This window comes from Paenibacillus sp. FSL F4-0125 (assembly GCF_038008565.1).
GTDB lineage: Bacteria > Bacillota > Bacilli > Paenibacillales > Paenibacillaceae > Paenibacillus_AQ.
This window is the reverse complement of record NZ_JBBOZJ010000001.1, coordinates 3,478,107-3,503,831: the sequence shown is the minus strand read 5'-3', so window position 1 is coordinate 3,503,831 and position 25,725 is coordinate 3,478,107. Positions and strand designations below refer to the sequence as shown.

The 25,725-nt window shown below is 43.7% G+C and carries 16 protein-coding genes and 1 pseudogene; 1 reads left to right on the top strand and 16 read right to left on the bottom strand.

The window, feature by feature from the left end; translation table 11 throughout:
* Positions 1-85: 85 nt before the first annotated feature.
* The 11 genes and pseudogenes from NST74_RS15365 to NST74_RS15315 form a co-directional block, all read right to left on the bottom strand.
* Positions 86-5,008: pseudogene (locus NST74_RS15365) on the bottom strand (golvesin C-terminal-like domain-containing protein); the annotation flags it as partial.
* A gap of 297 nt (positions 5,009-5,305) precedes the next feature.
* Positions 5,306-6,514, bottom strand: coding sequence for a GDSL-type esterase/lipase family protein (locus tag NST74_RS15360; RefSeq protein ID WP_341113015.1), 1,209 nt, complete (start codon positions 6,512-6,514; stop codon positions 5,306-5,308).
* 17 nt (positions 6,515-6,531) lie between these two features.
* Complete coding sequence (locus NST74_RS15355) at positions 6,532-8,763, bottom strand: FAD-dependent oxidoreductase (RefSeq protein WP_341113013.1); 2,232 nt, start codon at positions 8,761-8,763, stop codon at positions 6,532-6,534.
* An 84-nt stretch (positions 8,764-8,847) separates the two neighbouring features.
* A complete protein-coding gene (locus tag NST74_RS15350; protein ID WP_341113011.1) occupies positions 8,848-10,473 on the bottom strand; it encodes a response regulator transcription factor in 1,626 nt (541 codons plus the stop codon).
* On the bottom strand, positions 10,470-12,209 hold the full coding sequence (locus NST74_RS15345; protein ID WP_341113009.1) for a sensor histidine kinase: 1,740 nt from the start codon (positions 12,207-12,209) through the stop codon (positions 10,470-10,472). The genes NST74_RS15350 and NST74_RS15345 overlap by 4 nt, the downstream gene beginning before the upstream one ends.
* A 287-nt stretch (positions 12,210-12,496) precedes the next feature.
* Entirely contained in the window at positions 12,497-14,083 is a 1,587-nt protein-coding gene (locus NST74_RS15340) for an extracellular solute-binding protein (protein WP_341113008.1), read from the bottom strand.
* A 65-nt stretch (positions 14,084-14,148) separates the two neighbouring features.
* A complete protein-coding gene (locus NST74_RS15335) occupies positions 14,149-15,018 on the bottom strand; it encodes a carbohydrate ABC transporter permease (protein ID WP_038589742.1) in 870 nt (289 codons plus the stop codon).
* Positions 15,019-15,031: 13 nt separating this feature from the next.
* Positions 15,032-15,979 carry an ABC transporter permease gene (locus NST74_RS15330; protein WP_341113007.1) on the bottom strand — a complete coding sequence of 316 codons (948 nt, stop codon included), beginning with the start codon at positions 15,977-15,979 and terminating at the stop codon, positions 15,032-15,034.
* A gap of 300 nt (positions 15,980-16,279) precedes the next feature.
* On the bottom strand, positions 16,280-16,429 hold the full coding sequence (locus NST74_RS15325) for a hypothetical protein (RefSeq protein ID WP_341113005.1): 150 nt from the start codon (positions 16,427-16,429) through the stop codon (positions 16,280-16,282).
* Between the two features lie 61 nt (positions 16,430-16,490).
* On the bottom strand, positions 16,491-16,805 hold the full coding sequence (locus NST74_RS15320; RefSeq protein ID WP_341113004.1) for a hypothetical protein: 315 nt from the start codon (positions 16,803-16,805) through the stop codon (positions 16,491-16,493).
* 228 nt (positions 16,806-17,033) lie between these two features.
* Positions 17,034-17,390, bottom strand: coding sequence for a fumarylacetoacetate hydrolase family protein (locus NST74_RS15315; protein WP_341113002.1), 357 nt, complete (start codon positions 17,388-17,390; stop codon positions 17,034-17,036).
* A 32-nt stretch (positions 17,391-17,422) separates the two neighbouring features.
* Between NST74_RS15315 and NST74_RS15310 the strand changes: the two genes are divergently transcribed.
* Positions 17,423-17,752 carry a hypothetical protein gene (locus NST74_RS15310; RefSeq protein WP_341113001.1) on the top strand — a complete coding sequence of 110 codons (330 nt, stop codon included), beginning with the start codon at positions 17,423-17,425 and terminating at the stop codon, positions 17,750-17,752.
* Positions 17,753-18,302: 550 nt separating this feature from the next.
* On the opposite strand, the gene cydC is transcribed toward NST74_RS15310, so the two are convergent.
* From cydC to NST74_RS15285, 5 genes are all read right to left on the bottom strand, one after another.
* Complete coding sequence (gene cydC / locus NST74_RS15305; RefSeq protein WP_341112999.1) at positions 18,303-20,030, bottom strand: thiol reductant ABC exporter subunit CydC; 1,728 nt, start codon at positions 20,028-20,030, stop codon at positions 18,303-18,305.
* Complete coding sequence (gene cydD, locus NST74_RS15300; protein ID WP_341112997.1) at positions 20,027-21,859, bottom strand: thiol reductant ABC exporter subunit CydD; 1,833 nt, start codon at positions 21,857-21,859, stop codon at positions 20,027-20,029. Before cydD ends, cydC begins: the two co-directional genes overlap by 4 nt.
* Positions 21,860-21,927: 68 nt before the next feature.
* Complete coding sequence (locus NST74_RS15295; RefSeq protein WP_339286590.1) at positions 21,928-22,944, bottom strand: cytochrome d ubiquinol oxidase subunit II; 1,017 nt, start codon at positions 22,942-22,944, stop codon at positions 21,928-21,930.
* On the bottom strand, positions 22,941-24,305 hold the full coding sequence (locus tag NST74_RS15290) for a cytochrome ubiquinol oxidase subunit I (RefSeq protein ID WP_341112995.1): 1,365 nt from the start codon (positions 24,303-24,305) through the stop codon (positions 22,941-22,943). The genes NST74_RS15295 and NST74_RS15290 overlap by 4 nt, the downstream gene beginning before the upstream one ends.
* Before the next feature lie 564 nt (positions 24,306-24,869).
* Positions 24,870-25,721: a GNAT family N-acetyltransferase gene (locus NST74_RS15285; RefSeq protein ID WP_341112994.1), complete on the bottom strand. Its 852-nt coding sequence runs from the start codon at positions 25,719-25,721 to the stop codon at positions 24,870-24,872.
* Between the last annotated feature and the right edge of the window lie 4 nt (positions 25,722-25,725).

Below are 25,725 nucleotides of genomic sequence, written 5' to 3'. Positions count from 1 at the left end.
TGGAATGCCGTTCGAACTTGACTGCATCTGCCCTCGTATAAATCATATCGGCAGGTAGAGTTGGCGGATCTACCGTTGTCGGAGTTACCCTTGTTAAACGAACATACTCACTGCCGTCTCCAGTAAAGTCGAACGTTCCTAGATTAACCCAACCCGACGAGCCGACGGTTGCATCAATATACGTGACTTCGGTAACCGACTGATGCTTCACTTCCACTTTGACATAATTATCGTTTGCCGTCGTATGGACGAGCTTATAGATGGAGACCGTATATTTCCCCTCTGGGAACTGGCCTTTCCACGTCGCTGATGATCCTTGAACGGTAGAGTAACGGGACTTCACCCCAATTTTGTATCCGGCTAAATTACTTTGGCTCCAAGACCCTTCTGTCGTGTATAACCCAGTTGTATTCGTGCTGTCGACAATAACCGTTAAGTCCTTGATCGCAATTGTCAAAGGTGGTGTTGTTAAGGTCACCCCGTCAATCGTTACAGTGGCCCATACCACAATGTGATCCTTTTCCCCGTCGAGACTTAGAAGGGTCAACAAACCGCTACTGTCCACTTCAGCCAGATCGGTTCGATCAACGAAATACTGCACATTTACCTGTGATAGATCACCAATCAGACCGTTATCCAAATAGCCGGTTACGCTTAGTTGTGCGGTTTGAGTCATTTGCAGTTCACTCCGATCCGACAGGATCACCGCAGACTCCAATTGCGGCATACTGTTTGGATCCACCCACATTATCGCATCCGCAACTACCCGTGACTTGTTGGCATTATTGGTTAATTCGATATATCCACTATCGCCTGCTGCAAAAGGATAAGCACCCAGGTACACCCAAGTCCCGTTGGCCGCTGTCTCATCTACGGTAACCGTCTCGGAGCCTCCGCTATAATAAACAGTAAATGAGGCATTCGTTGCCCAATTTTCACTGGCAGCGGTTATTTGCGGAAGCTTATAGTACACACTGTAAGTAACACTTTCCGGCAGCTCAGGCCGCCATTTAATTTTGCTTGTTGCTGTGCCAGCAGTCGATTTGGCATACACATAGTTATCATAATAATAGTCGTTAGCCGTTGTATCCCGTATCCAGACGCCTTCTGTCTCTGCCTCCGTATTATCCACAATGATCGATGATCCCTCCTGCCAATCCGGTTGAACTGGAGTTTCGGTTACTCGATCAGGCAGATAGAGTGTCCGCTTGCGGGTCTGTTTCCCGTTGGATTCCACATAATAAGTGAAGGGCTGGGATAAATCGTTTACCCGTATCGACCATTCCATCGGATAAATCGTATCTGGAATGGTCATGTACGTAATCCCGCCATCCAAGGAATAATGGATCGTCGCTGGTTTTGTCGTTTTTGCCTGTATATAAGCATCGTAGACCGTTTCATCGGGCTTGACGATCAGCATGCCCTTAACCGCATCTATTGGACTGTGGATATCGAAGAAATAGCTTGCATCCGATGGATCAGCAGTTCTGACCTGGTGGAGCGGCACATCAATGTTGAGTCCTTCTACAATGATAGCGGTTATTCCCTTGCTTGAAACCGTGGCTTGAATGATTCCGCCACTCATAACCGCTTGCTCTGGTGTGCCATTGTCACGGATGATGGTTACGGTATAATCTTGTGCCGGGTTGAACCCAATGATTTGCGCATTCAATTCGATCGGAGTCTGGACTTCAGCTGACGATTCGTTGCTTAACCCGATGTAGAATTTATTCCCGCTCTCTCCAGTTATCCAGTTCAATTGAGGATGGTTGGTCTGAATTATCCCCTTAGGCATCCAGAGCCAAACGTTGGAATTACCGTAAAAATGACCTGGTTTATTTCCATAGAGGTGATATTTGAACCATAAAAAATTAGTTTCAAATACAGAAGGAAATGTAATACTTCCATTCGATTTCAACGATTGCTCGCTGATCAGATAATCCATCGTTTGCCCAAGTTGTCCTGGGATATGGTGATAATAGATAGATGTAGCCCCGCTTGGGCCTTCCAGAGGAAACTCCGTTTCAAGTTGGCTAACGACGAAGCCCTTATAGTAATAACCTGGATAACTGGAATATCGTCCTATGACCGAATTATGAGCAATATCCTGCAGCAGTTTATCACCTGTATAGAGCGACAATCTCAGCATGAATGGAGCTTCCTGAGCATTCATCCGATAATAGCCAGTTGTACTTCCCGCTTCAAACGTCAATCCATTGGGAGAGACAAGCCAACTATCCGCTTGTACGCCTCCGGCTACATCTTCTGGGAGCTTGATCCGAGGATATTGATATTTACCACTTTCCGGCCAATGGAACGACTCCGCGTAATTATACGTCTCAGGCTGCGGAATCGTAACGGTACCTTCAGGAACCGGACGAGCAACGAACATCGTTGCATACCGTTTGGCTTCCTTATAAGCGGCATTCAAGTATTTGGGATCCTGAGTTTCCTCGTAAAGCTCCAAAATCTCCATCCACAGCTTACTATAATAATAAATGAACTCATTTTTACTCACATTTACGGATGCAGGCGTATCAATATGCTGGATGATATAGCTGTCGGCTGCATCCTTGGCATCCTGTAAATACTGGGCATCTCCCGTCATACGATACATCATCAGGGGCTGAATGACAGGACCCCGGTCTTTCTGGTCAGGATCACGCACGAGGTACTCTTCCTGTGCCAGCGCCCCAATTCCTGCCGAAGTTCCCATCATCTGATTGACAGCGGCTACGCTTGAATAATCAAACGGCAAGGTTGCCATTTTCCATAACGACGGTACACCGTATACTGGCTTCTGCGTCGGCGACCAGCCTATACCATTTCGCGATAAGCCATACTGGACGGACGGCAATGCTCTCGTATCGTAAAGCTGGTCATCCCCAGTCAAATAGTAAGCCCCCAGAAGAACCGCATTCGAACTTGTTCGAACACTATCCTCGTTTTCGATGTCAATAAAGCCCTTGGCACGGCTCCACCATCCGCTGGGTGACGGGACATAATTAACAGAGTCATCCCCTTGCGGCTCTATCTTTAGTAAATCGATCATATTGAACATCGCATCAGTAAGCGACTGATCTGATACATTTTCCCGGTATGCGGAATAACCGTACTCATTCCGAAGAACATCCGCGTAGGACTCATACAAATTACTTTTTTGAACGATTAGTCCCATATGAAATTGATAAGTGTTTTCTGCGGTCATTTGCGAATAAGTCCCTAATTGAGGAGCATACAAGATTGGCTGCACGCTGCCTTCGTTGTTGACAAGGCTCATGCCAAGCCTTTGTTTGGTAATGCCTCCCGTCGGTTCAAATTCAACCGGAAGCTCATCCAAAGGTACAAATACCCCATACGTCAATGGATTCCCCAAACCGTCATTCTTCTCAACCAGACTCATCGGAGCGCTTAGCTCCCTTAAGCTTGTTGATTCCACCGAACCTACCATTTTGGCATGTGACCTGAAACCATTTAACACTTCATTGACGCCTGAGATTTGCTCTGTTGTGAAGGACTGATAACCGATGACATAATTGCCATCCCTGCGAGGTGTAAAGGCGAAGGAAACATCAGGTTTCTCCCCTGACATGGACCAGTTCACTCTTAAATCGTAATCGCTTTCATGTGAAGAATCTGTTAATATCGCCGTGTGGCTGTCAGGGAAATCAATCTCGTCGAATGTAATCCAGCGTTTGTTCATCGTATCGTAGTAATTGGTCAGACTCCCCGCATTCCCATCCAATAAGACCCATTGCTCTTCAAGTCTTTCCTCCACATTATTGACAGGCACCCAGTTCCCCGTATCCGTGTCCCTGTAGAACATATCACGAACGATGGATTTGCCACCATCCCAAGCTGCTTCAAAGAAGGTTGCTTTATAGCTGGCATTCTCGATGCTGCCTTTTTCCGTGTAACTGAGATTCGCCAATGTACGGCTGCGCAGCGGAGGCAACGGTGGAGCTTGCTGCCGGATATTCCCTTCAAACTTGACCGCATCGGCCCGCGTAATGATCTTTCCGGTCGTAGGTTGCGTTCGAGTCAGTCTGACAAATTCGCTATCATCACCACTGAAATAATAGGACCCCAAATCAACCCATCCGGCCGATGGGCCCGACGAGGGCCTCAGATCCATAAACATGACATCCGTAATCCCATTGTGAACAATTTCAATTTTAACATTACTGTCTGCTTTATCCGCCCAATCAAGCTTGTTGAATGAAATTTTCGCCGTCCCTGCTTCCAATCGCGGATTCCATGTGATGCTTCTTCCTACTGCATCGGTAAATTTGGAACTGGAATTATTATATCCCTTCACTCCCGTACTTGTAGTCCAATAAGGAGCGGAGAACCCGTTATTTGCGTTATCTACATCAGTGGTGACGACATCATCAATCGTGATGCTTCCATCATCAATGATGATCGTCTTATACGGCTCTTTTTGCTGAATATTCCCTTCGAACTTGACCGCATCAGCTCGCGTAATTATCGTGCTGGTTGTGCTGGTAGACCGAGTTAATCTAACGAATTCTTTACCAACTCCGGAAAAATAGTACTCTCCCAAATCAACCCATCCCGCAGGAGCACCAAATGAAGGCCGCAAATCCATATAGAGAACATCCGTCGTTCCATTGTGGACAATTTCAATTTTCACATTGCTATCTGCTTTATCTTCCCAGTTAAGTTTGTATAACGAAATTTTCGCCGTTCCCGCTTCCAGTCGTGGATTCCAGGATATCGTTCTGCCTGCTGTACTCGTATATTTAGAACTGGAGTTATCATATCCCTTCACCCCTGTACTTGTGGTCCAATTTGGAGCTGAATATCCGTTATTCTCGTTATCCACATCAGGTGTCACAACATCATTGATCGTGATGCTCCCGTCATCGATGATAATCGTCTTATACGGTAAGGGCTCCGCGTATGCGGTCCTTATTCCGACTAGGCTGAAAGGAACTAATATCGTCACGATGAAAACGATTAAGAAAAACAGCTTCCTTTTTATCATACAACTCACAGCCTCCCTTGTGTTGATAACGCTTTCAAAATAATATTGCCCTCCTTTGTTCAAAGATCGTAAAGAAGCAATTAGCCTTATTCTTCTGGCTAAGCCCGCTCTGTCGGTTTTATCATAGCATGTTACAGAACTGTGAAATTTCTTTAATTTTAAGAATTTCTTATAAGATTTTAAGCAAGAAGAAACGACTTTGTCGTCCTTTAAAAAAGAGACCTACATCATAACTGCCCGCTCAACTGCAGTCAGTTATGATGTAGGTCTACCAATTGTACACAGCCTAATGATTAATTATAATGGCGGCTGCACTAATAACAACTTCCCAAGCTGAATCACCGTTTGATCATACCAATCGGGATGCTGCCTAACGTGCTCTCTACTTCTTTCATTGCCGCATGCTTCAAACACGGCCGCTTTGTCTGTCTTCTCGGTATCGATTTCAAAGCGAACCGTATGTTTTCCATTCGGGAGCTCCGGCAAGAATACATACTGATTTCGATTATGATCGTTGTGTAGTGTGAATCGATCGACAATAAAGGGTTCCCCACCATCCACCGACACCTTCAATCTGCCAGAATCAGGCCCCCCGATATCGAATAACCCGATATGGGTGCCTTCGAACTGCACCGTAATAGCCTCTCCAGGATCGACTGCTCGCCATAGGCCCGGGAACAACCAATTGTACTCGCGCACTAAAGCAAAATCCTCGGGCGTCATGTAAGACCATCCTGTGGAAAAACTAGTGAGACTATCCAGTGACAGCATGGTCGCATATTCCCAAGGATTAGCCGGAACCAACGGGTTCTGAGGTAAGTGATGTACTAACCTTCCCTGATGACCTCTGAGTTCGCTAATTGCCTCAAATGACCGGGTAATCGTATCCGTGTAAATCTGGTGTCCTTCGGGAATAGTCGGATGGATCGAATCATGCGTAAAAACAACAGCTCCAGAAATGGACACGTCTTCCCTTGAGGTAAAAACGAGTTTTCCCTCCGACACCAAGTGACTGACCGCTACGCCCAGATGAATCGAAGGAATACCATAATAGTCGGCCACTTCCTCTTGCATTAGAGCCCCCTTCTGGTATTCCCCAGACTGAAATAAGGCCACATCCCGCTCCTTCAGCGTATAAACGAACAGGATATCGGTAAACCGGCTCCGCTTGCGGATCTGCCGGACAATCCCTTCGATCCGCGACTTGGATTCGGGATCTCCGCCATCGTTACCGACAAATTCAACAAATACTAGATCAGGCCGATGACGCAGTACATCTGTCTCCAAACGGGCACAGCCCAAATCCGATCCTGTCCCATTAATGCCTGCATTCACAGAGCGGATATCCGCCTTAGGATATTTCTCACGAAGCCAATCCGCCGTCATGACCCTGTAGCCTTCAGAACGGGTATTACTGCCGCCGAAATAGACGATTGTTACGGTATCCCCATTTTCCAATTTCTGAATTATATTGGGGAGCCCATTACGTGGGAATAATTCCTTCATCGTTACTTCACCTGACCTCATTTATCAATTTTTGGAGCAAACAATTTTACAGCAAACACTTCAAAATAAGGCGAACCATACGTTGCGCAGAAATTAATCCGGATTCGGGTTACACGTTTCGCATCCACCTTATGTTTATTCAACGTGAGATAATTCCCACGAGTTATGATTGTCCTCTCGGTTCCGTCTTCCAAGGTCAAGGTCATATCATAATCTTGGATAAGGGATTCGATCGGGTCGTTGAAATGCTCTAAATCCAGCTGCGAATTAAAAACAAGATGGATTTCGTCCAGATTTTTGGGGCTTGCAAAATTGAAATTCAACCATTCCTGTCCTTCCGTACGTTCAGAAATCCAGCCGTTCGGTTGACCATAAGGTCTGGAGTAGCCATTGACGACATTCTCAGGAAAATACATATTCTGAGCTGGCATCAGGTCCTTAAAGCAAATGCTCTTATTAAATTTCTTCAGCCTGGACGGCTCTTCCGGCTTATAATGGAAGCTGACAGCTCCTGTCAATTTCTCTTCATTACCGTATATGGCAAGGCTCGCCGTGCCCTCCAATACGATGTAGATTTTGTCGTCAGCCGGTTTCTTGCAGTTCAAGTCTAGCGTAATCCAGTCGTCATGACCGGCTGTAATAACCAAGCGGTAGTCTCTCAACTCGCTGGTTGGAATGTAGTTTTCCTTCCGTTCCCCGCCAAACAGCTTCACAAGTAGAGTTTCCGAATGATTGGACCTATTTTTAATTTTGATCCGTACACTTTCAGCCACGGATGTCTGAATCGGCAAGACCAAACATAACCCTTTTTCTAAGGGGATCTCTTCGGTTGGGTGAAGATTATCATAGCTGCGCTGAGAAGAGGCACGAATAGTTAATCCGTCAGCGAAGTAAGGATTCAATTCCTCTTGAAGCCCTACAATCGTTTGGCCATCTCGGAGCAGCAGCGCCTGCAGCTCCTCCATATGAGCTTCGACTATGGCCGCAGGGTCTATCTCATATTTCAAGCATAACGAAGCAGCCGTTCCAACTGCCTGCCCCATACAACCGCAGGTTGCCATTACCCTAGTAGATCCGAAAGCCACATGGGTAGCACTTATATTGCGACCAGCGAACATAAGATTAGGAATATTTCGTGAATATAAACTGCGGAAAGGGATATTGTACAATCCTGGCACGAAATTCCATGCTGTAGCCGGCCCCTCATCGTAGACGCCCTTATTAGCATGTAAATCCATATACCATCCACCGACGGAAACAGCATCTTCGAAATGCGGCTTTGCTGTAAGATCGTTCTGAGACAACATGTGGTCACCTATGAACCGCCTTGATTCCCGCTTTCCAGGAATCGGGCATACATAATCCAAGATGAGATTGTCTACATCATCAAATTCGCCGCTATTTTTGATATAATCCCAAATCCCATATACCAATTTCCGCAGTTCTAATGCGATGTCTTCATTATTCTTGATAATATCCATATGTCCGCCATATTCAAGCCACCACAATCCGCCAAGCCCGTTGATTTTTCTTGGTAAAGACCGATGGTTTAAGCCTTTTCTGATGCTATCGAAGAAAGCCAACTTCGTAATATCATATGCAAAGCCAGGCCTTTTGTATGGAACGGAATATTCTACGTCACGGGCTTGAAACAGGATCGTATCACCCATCGTGTAATGGTCTGCCATTTCAGGAGCCAATTCTTCCTTGTATTCATGCTTCGCTTCTCTCCCCCACCGGAAGAGAGCACCCGCTTGATATCCGATAACTCCATCTCCGGAGCAATCGATGTAGGCTCGGCTTTCAAAACGAAATTTTCTTTCGGAAGCCAATTGAAGACCCTCCACCCATTTAATCCTACCGTTCTCCATGCCCGTTTCATGCACGCATGTATTCAGAAATAGAGAAATGTTAGGCTCAGCATAAACCATATCCAACAAGACCGTATCCGAAAGCGAAAGCATAAGCTTCTTGTTGTATAACGGATTATAGTGAAAAATCTTCAACTTGAGTTCTTCCACCAATCCGCCCTCACGTGCATAATAGGATGGACTGTTTCCGAGATATGCTGACCCGTTGATATGAACCCTGACCTCGCTGCTCGCATTTCCTCCAAGAACCGGGCGATCATTAATAAGTGAAACCTGCAGCCCTTGACGTGCGGCAGCAATGGCAGCGCATATCCCAGCAATACCTCCGCCTACGACGGTTACATCTGCTTTAATAAGCTCCATTTTGATAACCTCCATGATTAGATCCTTCTATCATGGTAAGCCTTTTGATGCCCTTTTTTTTACATGATTTCACGAGAAATTTATACATTTTTTGCAACCTTATTTGGATTCATACCGTGTCATTTTTATCCGATATTGCTTAGGCGTATCACCCGTATATTCTTTAAATAATTTGCAAAAATAACCTTCATTCACAATTCCTACTTCCTCACACAATTCTAATAAAGAATAATCCTGAACATTTAACAGCTCGAGAGCTAAGAGGATTTTTTTACGATTGATGTAGCTGATAACGCCCTCGTTCATTGTTTTTTTGAATAAGCTGCTGAAATACGATGGAGCTAAATTCACTTCCTCGGCAATCACCTCGAGCGTTAATCTCTGTTTCAGGTTTTTCTCTATAAACCGCATAGCACTCATGATTTCTATACGATGTAAAAGTTGGCCAGCGTGTACATATTCGAAGGTAAAGTCGCCAATATAGGCAAGCTGCTCCCGAAATGTCATGAATTTTATGGGAAACTCTGATACATCCGTGGTCAACGAGTTCCCCGATTTAAATTTCGCAGTAATGTCTCTGTACAAGTCTTGAAGCATAGGTGCCATGATGGACTTATGAATTTTATAATTCGTCACAAATTGGTTTAAATCAGAGAGTTCTTTCTCCAGCTCTTCCTTAGAGACTTTCCTTTGTACCCATGTGAGAAAATCAGCCAGTTTCAGCTGAAAGTCCTCCTTTTTGTCATTGCGGTATTGGAACCGATGCATGGGTGTTTTTACTACTTTCTCGGTATGATAATAGAAATCATCACTCACATTTTGTGCTTCCGTGTATGCTTGTTTGATGGATTCCCAGCCTCGGTGCGGACCTCCAAAAGCGACGGATACTCTTTGATTCAAATATTGATGTATATGGGAGACGATCTGCCCCCCCAATGTCTGGCAATCATATTCCGTTTCCAGATCACTGCGATTATTTTCCCAGGAAAGAAAGCCAATAAAACGATTATCGGATAGATCCGCAGCTACACCACTGCCACCATTCATCACCGTTTCTTCGATTATATTTGTAATCGCATATCTCAAGATGTTTTGATCAGATGCTGAATAATCGTTTCGGAAACTTTCATACATATTCATTTCGACAATGAAGCAGCGATAGTTGGCTTGAAAGAAATGGAACTGCATACGATTGGCAAAATCCGATGCCCGATGAGAAGGAATTTCGCCTCTGATAAGCTCGTTAAAAAATTGCTTGCGGACTCTATATTTATTTTCAAGCACGGATACGTTTAATGATTGAAATTCCGCTTCTTTCTTCTTAACCTCATTTAAAATCCCGGCTGCCTTATCTAAAGCTCGATTCAAATCCGCGTCCCTGAGCGGAACCTTAACAATGTACTCCAACACGTTGGCTTGAATAGCTCTCTGGGCGTATTCAAAGGATGAATAAGCGGTCAAAAGAATGAATTGGGTATGGGGAAGCTTTGGCTTTAGCTGCTCAATCATGGAAATCCCATCCATACGCGGCATGACGATATCAGATATCACGATATCCGGCTTAAGCTTTACGATATCCTCTATCCCCTTCAGCCCATTATTCGCTTTTCCCACTAAAAGAAATCGCTTATCCCTATGGGAGAGCTCGTTAAAAAACAATTCCAATCTCTGAATGATTAGATCTTCATCGTCAACAATGAAGCAGGTGTAGTCTCTCACCATCATGCATCTCCTTTAAACGAGCCTGCTGGGAATAAGGCGCGAACACGGGTTATTTCCTTAGGTATGCTTAAGATTTGGAGCCCGAACTGTTCTCCGTAGTGAAGTCTGATTCGTTCATGAATATTATTTAACCCGATTCTTTTCCGTTTCACTTCTACATCACTCGGATCTGAAATCAAAATATGTTTTATTATATCAGTTGGAATTCCTTCACCTTGATCAACTACTTCTATGATGACGATGCCTCCTTCCCTGTAAGCATGAATAGTAATAGGACCTTCGATCCCCCCTCCGTTATAACCATGGAAGATACTATTCTCCACAAGGGGCTGCAGCAGCATTCGAAAAACCGGAAAATCTATTAACCCTGCTTCGATATTTTCAATCAAGTGGAAGTTCCTGTTATATCGAATGTTCTGGATCGCGATATAGTCCGATACATTTTGCAATTCCTGACGTAGTGAAACCTTCTCAGAAGCATCAGCTATCCCATATTCCAATATTGAAATGAGAGACTCGATCACCACATCTACTTTCTCTATTTTTCCGAGTCGTATGACATTGCTGATAGAACCAAGCGTGTTATACAGAAAATGAGGGTTTATTTGAGACTGAAGCACTTGGATTTCCAGCTTCCGCTCATGTTCATTATGTAGCTCCGCTCCCCGTATCAGTTCCACAATTTGCTGCAGCATACGATCGAATGCTCGGGAGAGATCTCCAAACTCATCGTTTCGGTTAATCGATATTGTAGTTGTGAGGAGGCCTTTCTCCACACGCTTCATTTTTGTTTTGAGCGCATAGAGAGGGGTCCTTATATATTTGGCAATAAAAAAGGAAATGAATAGACTTAAGAGAAGACCTGCAGCTAGAAGCCCGATATAATAGGTTTCCAATCTGGACAAAGCAGCTTTCAAGCGTGATTCATCGTTGATCGAGATGATGGTCCAGTTGAATTTTTCAGTCGGTTTTTTCAGAAGGGAGACCGGAATACCATCTGTGGTATGCAGTTGGAGGCTTGTTTCTGTAGTATTAAGAATTTGTTCCGCTGACGTTTCCCCGATTGAAAAAGTATGATCTTGAATATTCATTGGTCCTTTATTTTCCGAAAATCCGGCAATGATTTTTCCCGATGCGGTGATTAGAGCCAAATCCATTTGTTCTTTTTTATTAATCTTGAACAAGGTTTCTTCAATGGCGTTTAGATCCAAATCTACCGCAATGGCCATAGGAAACGGAGCATCGTTCAGATATCGAACCATCGTAACTGTCCAGCCGGAATATTTAGATTTGTAAGGATCACTGACAAATGTAGTCCTTCTGTTCTCGTCAGCCGCATCAAACAAAGGTCCTCTTTCAGCTAAAGGTTCATCAAATATTCGGGTAGGTGTACTCCCACCTAGAATGGATAAATCGCTTTTGATCAAATATATATTGCTGACATAATTACTGTTGAGTTCATACAGCTCTCTTAATTGCTTTTTAATCACGTCTGTATTGTCGATGTTGGCTTTCACCGATGTTTCGACCGAGAACAGGATCGTCTGGAAGGATGAAAAATTAACTGTGAAATACTGATCTACCTTGTCAAGTATTTGGTTGGTGTAATAAATGTCAGTGGTTCTTATTTCTTTTTGGACATAGTGATAAGACAATTGGCTTATCAAGATTATACAGCTTAATACAAATGCAAACACGATAAAAAATAATTTTAAAGGCAAGCTGATTCTTCTTCGCATCTATCATCTTCCTTTTAAATCTGTATTAAACAAATAATAGCATATGATAAGAAGAAACGCCTTAGGCGTCCTTTTTAAGGACGATAAGCGTTTCTTCGAAAATAGAAGGATAAAGTATAAAGTAAAACTTATACTTTCTTATATTTCAATAAAGAGAGGGGCTATTTATAGCCTCTCTCTTTGTTTAAAAAATAAGAATTTATATGCTTCGCGCATAAATGTTCCTTATCTTTCTCGCCGAAACGGTACCGTCCTTTAAAAGGACGGCGAAGCCGTTTCTACTTGATTTACTTGATTAAGCCCGCTTCTTTAAATTGCTTGATTACTGTGTCCTTATATTTCTGCATGTCAAACTTGGTATCCAACGTATTGAGGAAATTCTCCCAGTTAGAAAGAGGTTCTTTTCCAGTCATAAATTTGACCAAGCTTTCATTAATGTAACGTTGGCGGTCAGCTGCCAATGAATCGCTCGGGTCTTCAGTCAATAAATTCCCGGGCAACGTAGCCGCCACGTATTTCTGATTGTTCTCAAATGCTTCTGCCGTCTTAGGATTCTGGAAGCTGAAGTACTCAGCATCATCACCACGACGCGGCATTCTATAATGGTCAACCCATAGGTACTTTTCTTTCATTTCCTTTGATAATTCGGAGGTTTTATTCTTGATCTTGCCGTCTACCAAATCCCAATGAATCCCTTTAATTCCGTATGCGAAATTCGGATATGCTTCTTTGTCCGTAAAGAGATAATTCAGCATGGACAAGATCCGAATGATTTTGTCTTTATCCGCTTTCTTGGATATGGCCCATGAATTGCCTTGGAACGATTTTCTCTCTACAATTTGATCACCATAAGGACCTGTCATTGGAGGAATGACGATCCATTCAGGCACCTCTCCACTGATTTCTTTCATTTTCTGCTGATAATCCGGTTCCAGCCTGCGGGCATCTCTTATCATGAAGCCAACTTTACCCTTAAATAACTTTTGGTCCAATAAATCGGGAGTATTCATCGTCACCCAGTCTGGATCTACAACTTTGGCTTCCATCATTTTATTAATATAAGCGAGCGCCTCTTTCATTTTTGGGTCGGTATACAGGAACACCGGTTCATTGTCTTTCACATCAATGGCTGATGGAGGATTGACGCCAAACATCCACATCAAACTATCGAAGCCGTAGGTTTGCAGATTGCCTTCTTTATTCATGCCGCCTATGAATCCGTACGTATCATTTTTGCCATTACCGTCCGGGTCTTTCTCTGTAAAGGCTTTCATAACTTCGAATAACTCGTCAGGTGTCGTTGGCACTTCCATATTCAGCTTTTTCAGCCAATCATTGCGAATGAAGAAGCTTCGACTGATACCATTTACATTATCATAACCTGGAACCCCAATGGTTTTTCCTTGATAGGACATCGCCTCCCAGGAGTCGTTGCTAAAACGTTTCTGTAATTCAGGAAATTGATCCAGATACGGTGTCAAATCCGCAAGAACGCCTTGATCATAATATTGCGCGAGATCAGCCCGGCTCTTCAAGAAAATCAAATCTGGAATATCTCCTCCAGCAATGAGCGTATTTAATTTAGTCGTTGCTTGCCCTGATTGAGGAATCATCATTTCTAAGTCGATATTTACTGCTTTCTCCAACATTTGGCGTTGGATATCTTCTTCACGGGGAGGAATCGGAGCAGCAGCATTGAAAGTTCCTTGGTTAAACATCGAAATTTTCAATTTGGTTTCAAAGGGGCTAGACTGGCCTTGTGAAGTACCCGTAGCTGACGATGTAACCTCTTTTTTGTCCCCACATCCTGACAATACCGTTCCCACACCGACCATTGCTGTCAGAATAGCAAATGTAATCGCTTTACGTTGCATAATGACCTCTCCTTTGCTTCTATATTATCACGGTTTCCCCGTAACAACTCAGGTTGGAATTTCTTTTAACCTTTAACTGATCCCAAGAGTACACCTTTGGTAAAATGCTTTTGCATAAATGGGTAAACGATCAAAATCGGAACTGTAGTCACGACAACTGCTGCCATTTGTATAGCGAACGTACTAACAGCTCCGGTATTGGCAAGCGAATCAGCACTTTGTGTTGCGACGTTAAGCAGAATGTTGCGCAAGATCACTTGAAGCGGCATTAAGTTGGAATCATTGATATAAACAATAGCATCGAAGTAACTGTTCCAATGTCCTACTGCGTAAAATAAGGAAATTGTGGAAAGGACGGGCAAGGACAAGGGTAAAATGATCCGCCATAAAGACTGAAGCTCACTTGCACCGTCTACCCTCGCTGATTCCTCGATTTCAGCAGGCAATTGCTCGAAAAAGCCTTTAATGATCACCAGATTAAATGCACTAATGAGATGTGGAATAATCAATACCCACGGACTGTTTAGCAATCCTAGTGAGCGGACTAGTAAATAAGTCGGAATTAATCCTCCCCCAAACATCATGGTAAAGACAATGAATAGTAAAAATGGGCTTCGACCCGGCAAATATTTTTTGGATAACGGATATGCCGCTATTACCGTAAAGAACACATTGAGAGCAGTACCTACTATCGTTCGAAACAATGTAATTTTATACGCCTGCCCGATACCATGGGAAATGAATACTTCTTTATAGGCTAGAAAGGTAAAGGATTCTGGTATAATAACAATTCCTCTTCTTAACACTTCCGATTCTGGCGTCACTGAAACAGCAACCACATATAGAAAGGGCAGTAAGCAAAGTAGAGCTAGCAAAATAAGAATAAAATAAACGACTGCTTGCCAGACCTTTTCTCCGATTGTCAAATTAATCATATTGATAACCACCTCACCAAATTTGCCCATCGAATTTTTTGGCGAGCTTATTGGCTGCCAACACTAAAACAAATCCGATGACCGCTTTAAACAATCCCACAGCAGTAGCCAAGCCAATCTTAAGTCGCTCGAGCCCTTCACGGTATACCCATGTGTCGATAATGTCGATCTTCTCCTGATTAAAGCTGTTGGCAAACATGAATATTTGGTCAAAACCAGCATCCAGAATATGGCTTAATTTTAGGATCAGCATCAGAATCATCACGCCTCGAATGCCGGGAAGTGTTACATGCCATAGCTGTCTCCACTTGGAAGCGCCATCAATTCTAGCCGCTTCATATAAACTTGGATCGATCCCTGCTAATGCTGCAAGGTACAATATCGCTCCCCATCCAATATCCTTCCATATTTCAGATAAGATGATCAGCAGTCTGCCCCAGGCAGGTTCCGTTAGGAATGAGATGGGTTCAACTCCAGCTTCCTTCAAAATCATGTTAAAAAGACCATCTCCTGGGGCTAATAATGCCACCATCATTCCATAAACAATGACCCATGATAGAAAGTGGGGTAAATAAGTAATCGTTTGTACGATTTTCTTAAACCATTGGGTATAAACTTCATTGAGCAGCAAAGCAAGTATGATAGGAGCTGAGAAACCGAACAACAGCTTATACAGGGATATGATAATCGTATTTCTCATGATGTCCCAGAAATAAACGCTGTTCATAAAATCTGTGAAATTTCTAAATCCCACCCATGGGCTATCCCATAGTCCCAAAGCTAGGTTATAGTTTTTAAAGGCAATAATGATTCCCGCCATAGGAATGTATTTGAATACGGCAAAGTAAACTAATGCCGGGAACAAGAGAGCGTACATCACTTTATACTTTTTTATCGTTCTTATCCATGAGTTCCGCTTTTTGGAGAGGGGAATGGCGTCCGCTGCCAATTTCGCTTGCATATCATCACCTCGTCTTTATTTGTATTTGTATAATAGCATCCCCCTATTGGATAAATTTCTGTAATTTCAAGAATTTCTTATAAGATATTAAGTAAGTGAGGCTTTTGAAAATTCCAACACACTGGGCTTTTTCAATCTCCTCATTTCTTATTTTTCTCCTTGTCTTGCATAACAAAAAAAGCCCTATAAATATTGGGCTTAACTTAATGAGTCATACTTTTTATATAAAGCATCCACGTATTTTATTTTCCATTACTAAAAACTACATTCATGTCTATGATATTAATCCAGACTTTTCTTTTAATTCATAAAATAAAACGGACACTCATATTGGTGTCCGTTCTTAGTAATACCTGTCCCTTGCATAGGTGTAAGGAGAATTAGTTCATCAGAGGAAGACGGCATATACATATAATACCCTGCCGTATCAGCGGAAAAATTTACACTCATAGATATACTCCAACTTAATAAGCTTAGCTATATTTTTAAATAAATCAATAAATGCTTAGGACTAAGACAAAATTCCTTTAACAAATAATGAGACACTGTGCTTGTAGAACTCTTCCTCGGTGACGAGTAGGGATTGATATTGCTGGTGAATCAGCTCGCTCATCTGAAATCCGTAGCACATCGAGAGAAAAGACATCGCGACAAGACGCTCATCCTGTCTGGCTATAACTTTTTTATTCTGAAAGCGTTGAAAATATTCAACCAGCAAGGAGTGAAGCTTCGCCGGCGGATCGGCTAGCGCTCTGTCTAATTCGGGAAGCATTCCTTTGTCGCGGATGCCAATCAAAATGATGTCCGCATTTTTATGGAAAAACAAACGGTACTGCTGGCTAACATTCAGCAGATCAACTTCCGGATTATCGGTCGCGTCCTCTTATAACAGCTTCTCAAATTGCGGGATATCCGAATGTCTTTCAATGATAGCTTCCAATATGCCTTACTTAAAGTTTGCATTGTATTTCTCCTTTTGCATATGTTAATCCTATTCTACTACAAGTTTTGCATATGCAGCAGGGTCGGCGTTCATCATTTTGATAAACGTTTTTTAAGGCAAATCGCTTCTTTTTTCACAGCGGCTTGGTTCCGTAATCTTGACATGATCATGCACCAATTGCGTGAGCGTGTCTAATTTATAAAATGTAATCTGGATTCGGTCAGAGGGAAACAGCCATTGTTCGGTCTCGATTGCGCAGCAATTCGGTACCGTCCCCATTCCTATAATCGTGCCCGGGAGCGCCGTGAGAACTTTGAGAACCTCCTCCATCAGTTTTGCAGGGTGAGCAGCATACTCGGATGTGCTTCCCTTCCAGTGCAGTCTCTCCCCGATGTATACATCCACATCCAGTACCAGCGGATTATCGATTTCATCCGGCGTAACCAGAAATGGTCCTATGTACGGCATATAGCGAAGAGGGAACCCTCAATTGGGTAAAAGTGCTTGATCGCATTATTGATGAAATTAAACCCGAAATCGTTGTTCCAGGACATGGCGCCATCTGCGGCTTGGACTTCGTGAAGGAGCAGAGAGATTACCTCCTGAACCTGATCAGCGAGTTCAACAAGCATTACAATGATGAAATTGATTCCTTGTCCCTGACCAAGCAAATTGATATTTCCCGCTTCCTTCATTGGATTCAGCCAGAACGCTTGTATGTTACAGTGGATATCCTATTGAAAAGCAAACGAAGATTACCACCCCTTCCAGTTTGGAACGAGGTGCCTGCTAAGCTGGAAGACATGAAAGCTTTTTTGGCTGGAAAATAAGGCAATCAGATCAAGCCATGGGACCCTATGAGTGTTTGGCAAGAATAGCAATTTGAAGCTAGCCTACGAAAAACAAAAGAACGGCCCTGTCGCAAACGATGCGAACAGACAAATGACCCTCAAGATAATCTTGTGGGTCATTCTTTAGTAGGTTAGTTTTGGTGACTCTAGAAGAAAATATGATTTTTAAAAAAACTTTAGGATTTTATAGCCCTCAGACATTCGATTTTCTAGCCTCGCGAAGTAAGTGACGCTCGGATAAATTGAATTGCGGTTTTACCTTTGCGGATAAACAACCTTTTTCGGCAATCGGTACAAAGTTCTCCAAAATTCAAATTGGATAGATCGAGCATAAGAAAGTCACCCTCACCCGGCAAGGTGGTAATTATAGGCAGAGTTATTAAACCTTTACGAGGGCTATAGAAAATGTTATTTTGTTTGAATTCATCTGAAGTAAGCTGGAGATATTTCCCCTTCGGGTTACCTCTGATTTCTTTAAGTAACATAGTTACAAGAGGTGGAGTTTGGGGAAGTTGAGGTTACTAAATCATCAGTCATCAACTTCTCCGATCATTTGCTGTTCAATTTTTTTCATCTCATAAAAATAACCTTTTTGTCTCATCAACTCCGAATAGGAACCCGTTTCGACAACCCTGCCTTGGTCCATGACCACAATCTGGTCCATCTCCTCCAAGCCGGTAAGCCGATGACAAATCAAGAGAAGCGTATCATCAGCCGCCTGTGCGTAGAGATGCTTAAAAACATGTTGCTCAGTCACATAATCAAGTGATGAAGTTGGTTCATCCAGAAACCATAACCGTCCTTTGCGGAGCATCGCTCGCGCCAGAGCCAGTCGCTGCTTCTCGCCGTCTGACAGATTCTCCCCTTTTTCATACACCCTATCAGTCAAAGATGTATCGGGCAGCTGCATTTTAGCCAGCACGTCCAACAATTGTTCGTCAGCATGTTCTTCTCCATTCAGCAGCAGGTTGTCCCGGATCGTTCCCCGGAAGAAATGACTTTGCTGAAACACCACATTAGCCGTTTTCCAAATGCTCGCCTCATCCAGTTCTTTTATCGAAATATCGTTTAAACGTATGTCTCCAGTCGTTGGTGTTCGCAGTTTGAGCAGCAATTCGATAATTGTTGATTTTCCTGACCCACTCGGCCCGACAATCGCAGTTTTGGAGCCAGGTAAAATGTGCAGAGACATATCCCTAAGTGCCGGTCTCCATTCCCCTTCATATTGAAACGTAACCCCAGATAGTTCTATCCTAACAGCATCATTAACTGACAAAATGCCGCTTGGCTGCGAAGACTGCTCATCTATGGTTTGTACCGTTTCGGTCAGTCGTTTGGCTGCATGTTCGCTATCCTCTTTATAGGCGGGTAATGTGGCCATAGCCGTCGCTTCTTCAAATACGGTTTGTGATGCCATGACCAACATGGCAAGAAATACGCCTGCAAGCGCTCCTTCCATAATCAAATAGGCACCGAGCGTCAGCACTCCCCAGGAAACGAGAAACGTAACAAAAGTGTGCATCGATTGCCCGCGCAGTAATTGCCCGGCTGCTCGTTGCTGTTCAGTTGCCAATACAGCGGAAGCATGCTGAAGCTGCTCCTCCCGCTGTGCCAATTGCCCGTATACTTTCAAATCTCGGAAACCGTACAACACTTCGGTAACTTCCGTGGACAGCTGCGCCCTCTGCTCACGAACGCGTCCATGTACTCTCCGCTGCCCGAGTAACACAATTCCTGGTACAACGAATGCCGTTATCAGCATACCTAGTACAAACAAAACGGCAATCCAGATCGAAAAGGTAGAAGTAAACAGCACCGTAGCCAAAAATACCATGACGACCATGATCGGAGGATAAGCAACTCGCAAAAAATAGTTTTGCAAACTTTCCACATCCCCAACGATCCGCGCAAGCAGATCCCCGCTTCGATTCTTGTTCAAAATACCAGGCGTTAAAGGAATAAGCTTGGCAAAAAAGGAAGTACGTAAACGGCTAAGCATGGAAAATGTCGCCCGGTGAGAATACAAGCGTTCTCCATAACGGCTCGCCGCCCGAAGCAGACCCAGCAGTTTGACCATTGAGGTTAGTACAATCAAAGTATAAAGTGGTGGCGCAAATACCGTTTGTGAAATTACATACCCGCTCGCGGAAAAGAGTGCCACACCGGCTATGCCGGCAATAAATCCACACAAAATGGAAAGAATGATATCCTTGCGCTCCTGAATCATCGCTTTTGTCAGAACAGCCAGCTCATTCATGAGGATACTCCCCCTTTCCGCTGAACATCAACCATCTCGGCATACTGAGGCAGGCGCTCCATAAGCTCGTCATGCCGTCCAGAGTCCACTAACACCCCATTATCCATAAATAAAATCTTGTCGGCTTGTTGAATTGTATATAATCGGTGAGCCACCGTAATCATCGTAGCCGTTTTTGCCAGTTTGGCAATGGAGCGTTGCAGTACCCGTTCGGTGTGCAAATCCAGTCCAACTGTAGGTTCATCAAACAGAATGATGGCAGGCCGCTTCAAAAAAGCACGTGCCAAGGCAAGCCGTTGCTTCTCTCCACCAGACAAACCCCTGCCTCCTTCGCCAACAAAGGTATCGAACCCATGCTCCAATTGGGCTGTAAGCGCAGCGAGTCCTGCTTCCTCCCCCGCCATCTCAATCTCTGCCTTGGAAATGCTCTCACGAGCACCAATCGCAATATTTTCAGAAAATGTACCTGCAAAAATATACGGATGCTGTGTAATGTAGCTAACATGTTCGAACCAAGAAGACTCATCGTATTGTGAGAGTGGGCTTCCATTCACCAGAACCGTTCCCGTTGCAGGTTTCAGCAAACCGGCGATGAGATGGAGCAAAGTCGTTTTGCCGGAACAGCTTTTACCTACAATCGCAATGTGTTCTCCCGGATTAAACAGGATCCGACCCGTCTTAAGCTCGAATGAATCTGGCGCATACTGAAACCTGAGATGGTCAATTTCCATGGATGGAGGAACTAAAAGATCATTGGTATGGGCAAGCTCCAATTTGCTTATCTTGTCGACTCTACCCTTGTTGACGTTCTCGTCGATTCCCTCGAAGGTTAATGTTCCTTCATTGCCTTTCGCGTCCATGCTCTCCCCTGCCGTTTCTTCAAGCATCTGTTCCACCTTACGAACTGCCCCCATACTTGTTCGGCCACTGTGAAAGGCCGTTCCCGTATTCTTTAACAGGTTGTAAAACTCGGGAACGAGCAGCAAAACGAAAAAAGCGGTGTGGAACGTCATAGATTTGAAAACGAGCAACTGGATAGCCAGTTCGAGAGCTACAATGCCGATGCTTAGCATCACGATCGATTCCAGCATGAAGGTGTTCGTAAACGCAATCTTCAAAATGCCCATTGTGGCATCACGGTAACTCAGGCTACTGTGTTCAATTTTCTGTTGCTGACGGTGTGCCCGTCCAAATATTTTTAACGTCACCAGCCCTTGAAGAGAATCCAGAAACGTCCCCGAAAACTCAGCAAGTTGTGCATATTTTTCTTCAGATTTGTTCTTCGTTTTCAGCCCTACCAAAATCATGAACAGCGGGATGAATGGAGCTGTAAACAATAGAATGAAACCTGTGTTAGCATGTTGGATAAAAGTAACGACCAAAATTAGAATCGGGATGATAGCAGCTTCCATCATCCGCGGCATGTACTGACTGAAATAACTATCAGCCTCATCCACAGCATCCAGAGCAATACTGACCTTCCCTCCTGTCTGTCCACGAAGGGTTGACGGCATGGAAGCGTGGGTCAAGTTTTGCAGCACAGCCGCTCGCATATTCGTCTTGGCAGTGGCAGCCATGTGCAAACCAACTTTACCGTTTGCATACGACAACAGTGTGCGTACAGCCATAACAGCCAGAAGTATGCCAAGCAACAGGATAACCGATGAAAATGAAGCTCTCTCCACAAAAATCCTTTGGACTGCTTCAGCAAGCAGCCCTGCCTGACTCACAATAGCTGTACCAAGAGCAAGCGAAATGACCGCGAGGAGGGTCATATTTTTCCTTTGTGAAGACATTTGCTGAGAAATCAGACTGGATTTCCTCTTCACAGATCACACCTCCTTTATATATAGGCTTGTAGAGAACCCTCAAACATGCCGTAATGGATTAATCAGCTTTATTTTTTCCCTTTTACATAATCCGCATCAAACAGGAAGAGTTTGAAGACCAGAATAAGGGATGGGATCAACAGGCATAGACCGCCGATAAATACAACAACTAACGCCAAGCCCATTGCTGGTGAAGTTGCACTGCTCTGAATCGTGATATACGGATCAAGAATATAAGGGTATTGCCCAATCCCATACGCGAAAAAAGCACAGAAAAATTGCAACATGATGCATATGAAAGCTAATCCGTAACGGCGTCCGTTATATAACAGCCACATCGCGATCATGAAGAAAGCAACGGAAAGTGCCAAGAGCCACCATAAATCCATCATATTTTGAAAATGCCGTTCATTGTGTTGGCCCAAATAGATAAATGCTGTCAGTGCGAGAATTATCGTCGGTGTGCTCCAAAACAGGGCGTAGTTCCGCATCAGCTTCAACGCGGAATGATCCTCTGCACGAGATGCGTAAAAAGTCAGAAATGAGCCGCTTATGAACAAAACGGACACGATTGCCAGTCCAACGATGCTCCACGATAACGGATTGGTAAACAGCGCCCAGTAATCCAGAGAAACTGACTCAGCCTGCTTCACAATAAAGCCGCCTTCAGACAAAGTTAGCGCCACTGACAACGAAGCCGGAATAAGCAGGCCTGTAGCTCCGTACAAAAAAAGATAGACTATGTTTTTCTTGGAACCATAATTTTCAAAAGCATAGAACGAACCGCGAATCGCAAGAAGAATCACTGCAATACTTCCCGGAACTAGCAGCGCGGAGCCATAATAATAGGCTGTATCCGGAAAAAATCCGACGATGCCAATGTAGAAAAAGATAAAAAATACATTTGTGATCTCCCAAACGGGTGATAAATAACGGGAAATCAGACGATTAATGAGATGATCCTGCTTAGTCAAACGAGCATAAAAGGCGAAGAATCCTGCACCGAAATCAATGGAAGCTATAATTAAATAGCCGTACAAGAACAGCCAGAGCACCGAGATGCCAATTATTTCGTAACTCATCATTCAGTGCCCCCCTTTTCCGTAGATGGATTAGGATGTTCCTTCATCCATTTCTCCATCTCACCTTCTGCCGGATTATTGTTGAACAAGCGTCTTAGCACGATTACACACATACTGCCGAGTACGATGTACAAGAGCAATAAGGCGAAGAATATAATTCTTACATTCGGTGAAGTCGTGGCAGCCTCCTCTACACGCATATATCCACGGATAATCCACGGCTGTCGCCCAACCTCTGCATAAAACCAACCTAGCTCTACAGCTAGAAAAGCGAGCGGTGCGATCAGTGCGATGATGCCAAGCATCCACTTGTTAAGCGCATTGCGCTTTTTCCAGAACACAAACAGGAAATATAGGACTGCTATCGCGAGCAGAGCAAATCCGATTCCGGCCATTAAATCAAACAGGTAATGAACCAGAAGCGGTGGCCATTCATCCTTGGGGAATTCCTCCAGCCCCGTTACCTCTGCATTAAAGTCTCCAAAAGCCAGGAAGCTGAGCACCTTCGGCAAATGAAGAGCCCCTAGAACTTCATGCTCTGCATTCAGCCATCCCATTAAAACCAAATCCACACCGCTACCCGTCTCAAAATGCCACTCTGCCGCTGCAAGCTTCTCCGGCTGATGCTCGGCCAAAAACTTGGCGGACACATCTCCAGCTAACGTGTTCAGCAAGCCGAACAGTAAAACAACCGCCATCATGAGATTCAAGGATTTTTTGTGGTATGCGGATACCCCTTTTCTCAGCATCGCAAAGGCTGCAATCCCGGCTAACAAGGCAGCTCCTGTCAAATAGGCCGAGCTTAATACATGGAACACCTTGGAGAACGTCGCCGTATTCAGCATCGCTTGCACTGGGTCAATCGCTGTGAATTGGCCTGCTTCCATGACAAAGCCTCCAGGCTGGTTCATGAATCCGTTCACCGTCGTAATAAAGACGGCAGACATGCCTGCCCCAGCGACAATAGGAATCGTCAGCAGCCAATGAATATACGGATTTTTGAACCGATCCCACGTATATAAATAAATGCCCAAGAAGATGGCTTCAAAAAAGAACGCAAACACTTCCATGAATAACGGAAGAGCGATAACATTCCCAGCCAGTTTCATAAAATTCGGCCACACCAGTGCCAGTTGTAGTGAAATCGCTGTACCGGTCACGACACCAACCGCTACAGAAATGACAAATCCGCGAGACCACCTCTTCGCCATAAGTGTATAATGGGGATCTTTCTTTCGGATCCCGATGAACTCTGCTATAGCGATCATTAGCGGTATACCGACGCCAATCGTCGCAAAAATAACGTGGAACCCGAGAGTCAAGCCTGTCACCAGCCTGCTCCATAGCACCGTATCAATTGCCATTCTTTACTTCTCCCTTCAAACTCTGTTCATTTTTCGTGATAAGTTGATGCTTATGATTAGGCCGGCTTACTCTTGGGCTGCATTCAATATCAGGTTTAACCGGGCTCAGTGACATCGTTGCCTATTCGTTTTAGTATGACGTTCCTCGTTCTTTGATATGTAAAAAGAGAAAAATTTCACAAATCAAGAGTTGGCGATCCTGATTTACCTGATACTGAGCAGTCAAATTAATAATGTGACCTAATGATTAAAATCATCTTATCTTAAAATGCAAGTAATTCAATCACAGAAAACTCTTAATCCTTAAACGTTCAAGAAAGGGACAAATCTTTCTAACAACTCAGTGAATAACACAAAAATCACCCGAAGGAGCTATTGATTCATTAGTATATATGTGATGTCACAAGTCTTCTCCTAATTTGATGTTAGAGAAAAACGATATTTTCTCATCCTAATCCGTAATATATACTCCCTTTTTCAATATAAAAAACACTGACTCAAATCATCAGTGTTTTTGAATTAAATATCGTAATGCTTACCAATGGCATCGCTATGTCATCTTCGTCATGACAAATCTTTTTCCATTTCATATTGCTCGATGTATACGTCAAGACCAACTCCTTGAAGGAAACGTATAGAATTTCTATCTCTTTTGTCTACATTATTGACGGTAATGGTTGGATATCTCTTTCCGATCCAATGAAATAAGGAACGTCCAAATCCTCGGTTTCTTTTTTCTCGCAAAACACCGAACTGTAGAACTGCTCCGTTGGCCGATTTTATTACCGCGTATCCACAAATCTTATTCTCTTCCCTTATCGTGACCACATCGTATAAATGCGGGTTTCGTAAAATTGCATGAACAGATTGTTCCCAAGATGGTTCGAAATTCCAGTAAGAATGTACCGATGTCCAATCCAAATCTTCCAGTCGAACCGTAGCAATGGAAGTAAAACTAAGATCGTCCGGAAGGGTTACATCAATGCGCCCCTTGAAACAAACCAATTCTCTATGAATTTGAAATCCTATGGCGGTATACGCTTTTATAGCTTTATCATTGGTTTGGATCACTTCAAGCAAGCATTTTTGAATATGATGTTTTTTAAAAAAGGGAATAGCATGACGATAAATTTGTTCGACTAGCCTTTTCCCTCTATATAAAGGAATGACTCCTGTACCGGTATTAAATGCAGTTCTTTTACCGTTATGTTCACCGATGCCATGCATAACAAATGCAACCTGCTTATCTTGATCATAAGCACCGAACGACAACTGATAATTCACTTCCGCACCTGCAAACTTATCAGCTAATTGCTCCGAAGAAACTTGAAATGGAATGACATAATCGGAGAAGGCTTCGTTAAAGCAAGTTGTAAACTCTTCTAATACAAGGTCCTCAACATTTTTGATCAACATGTAG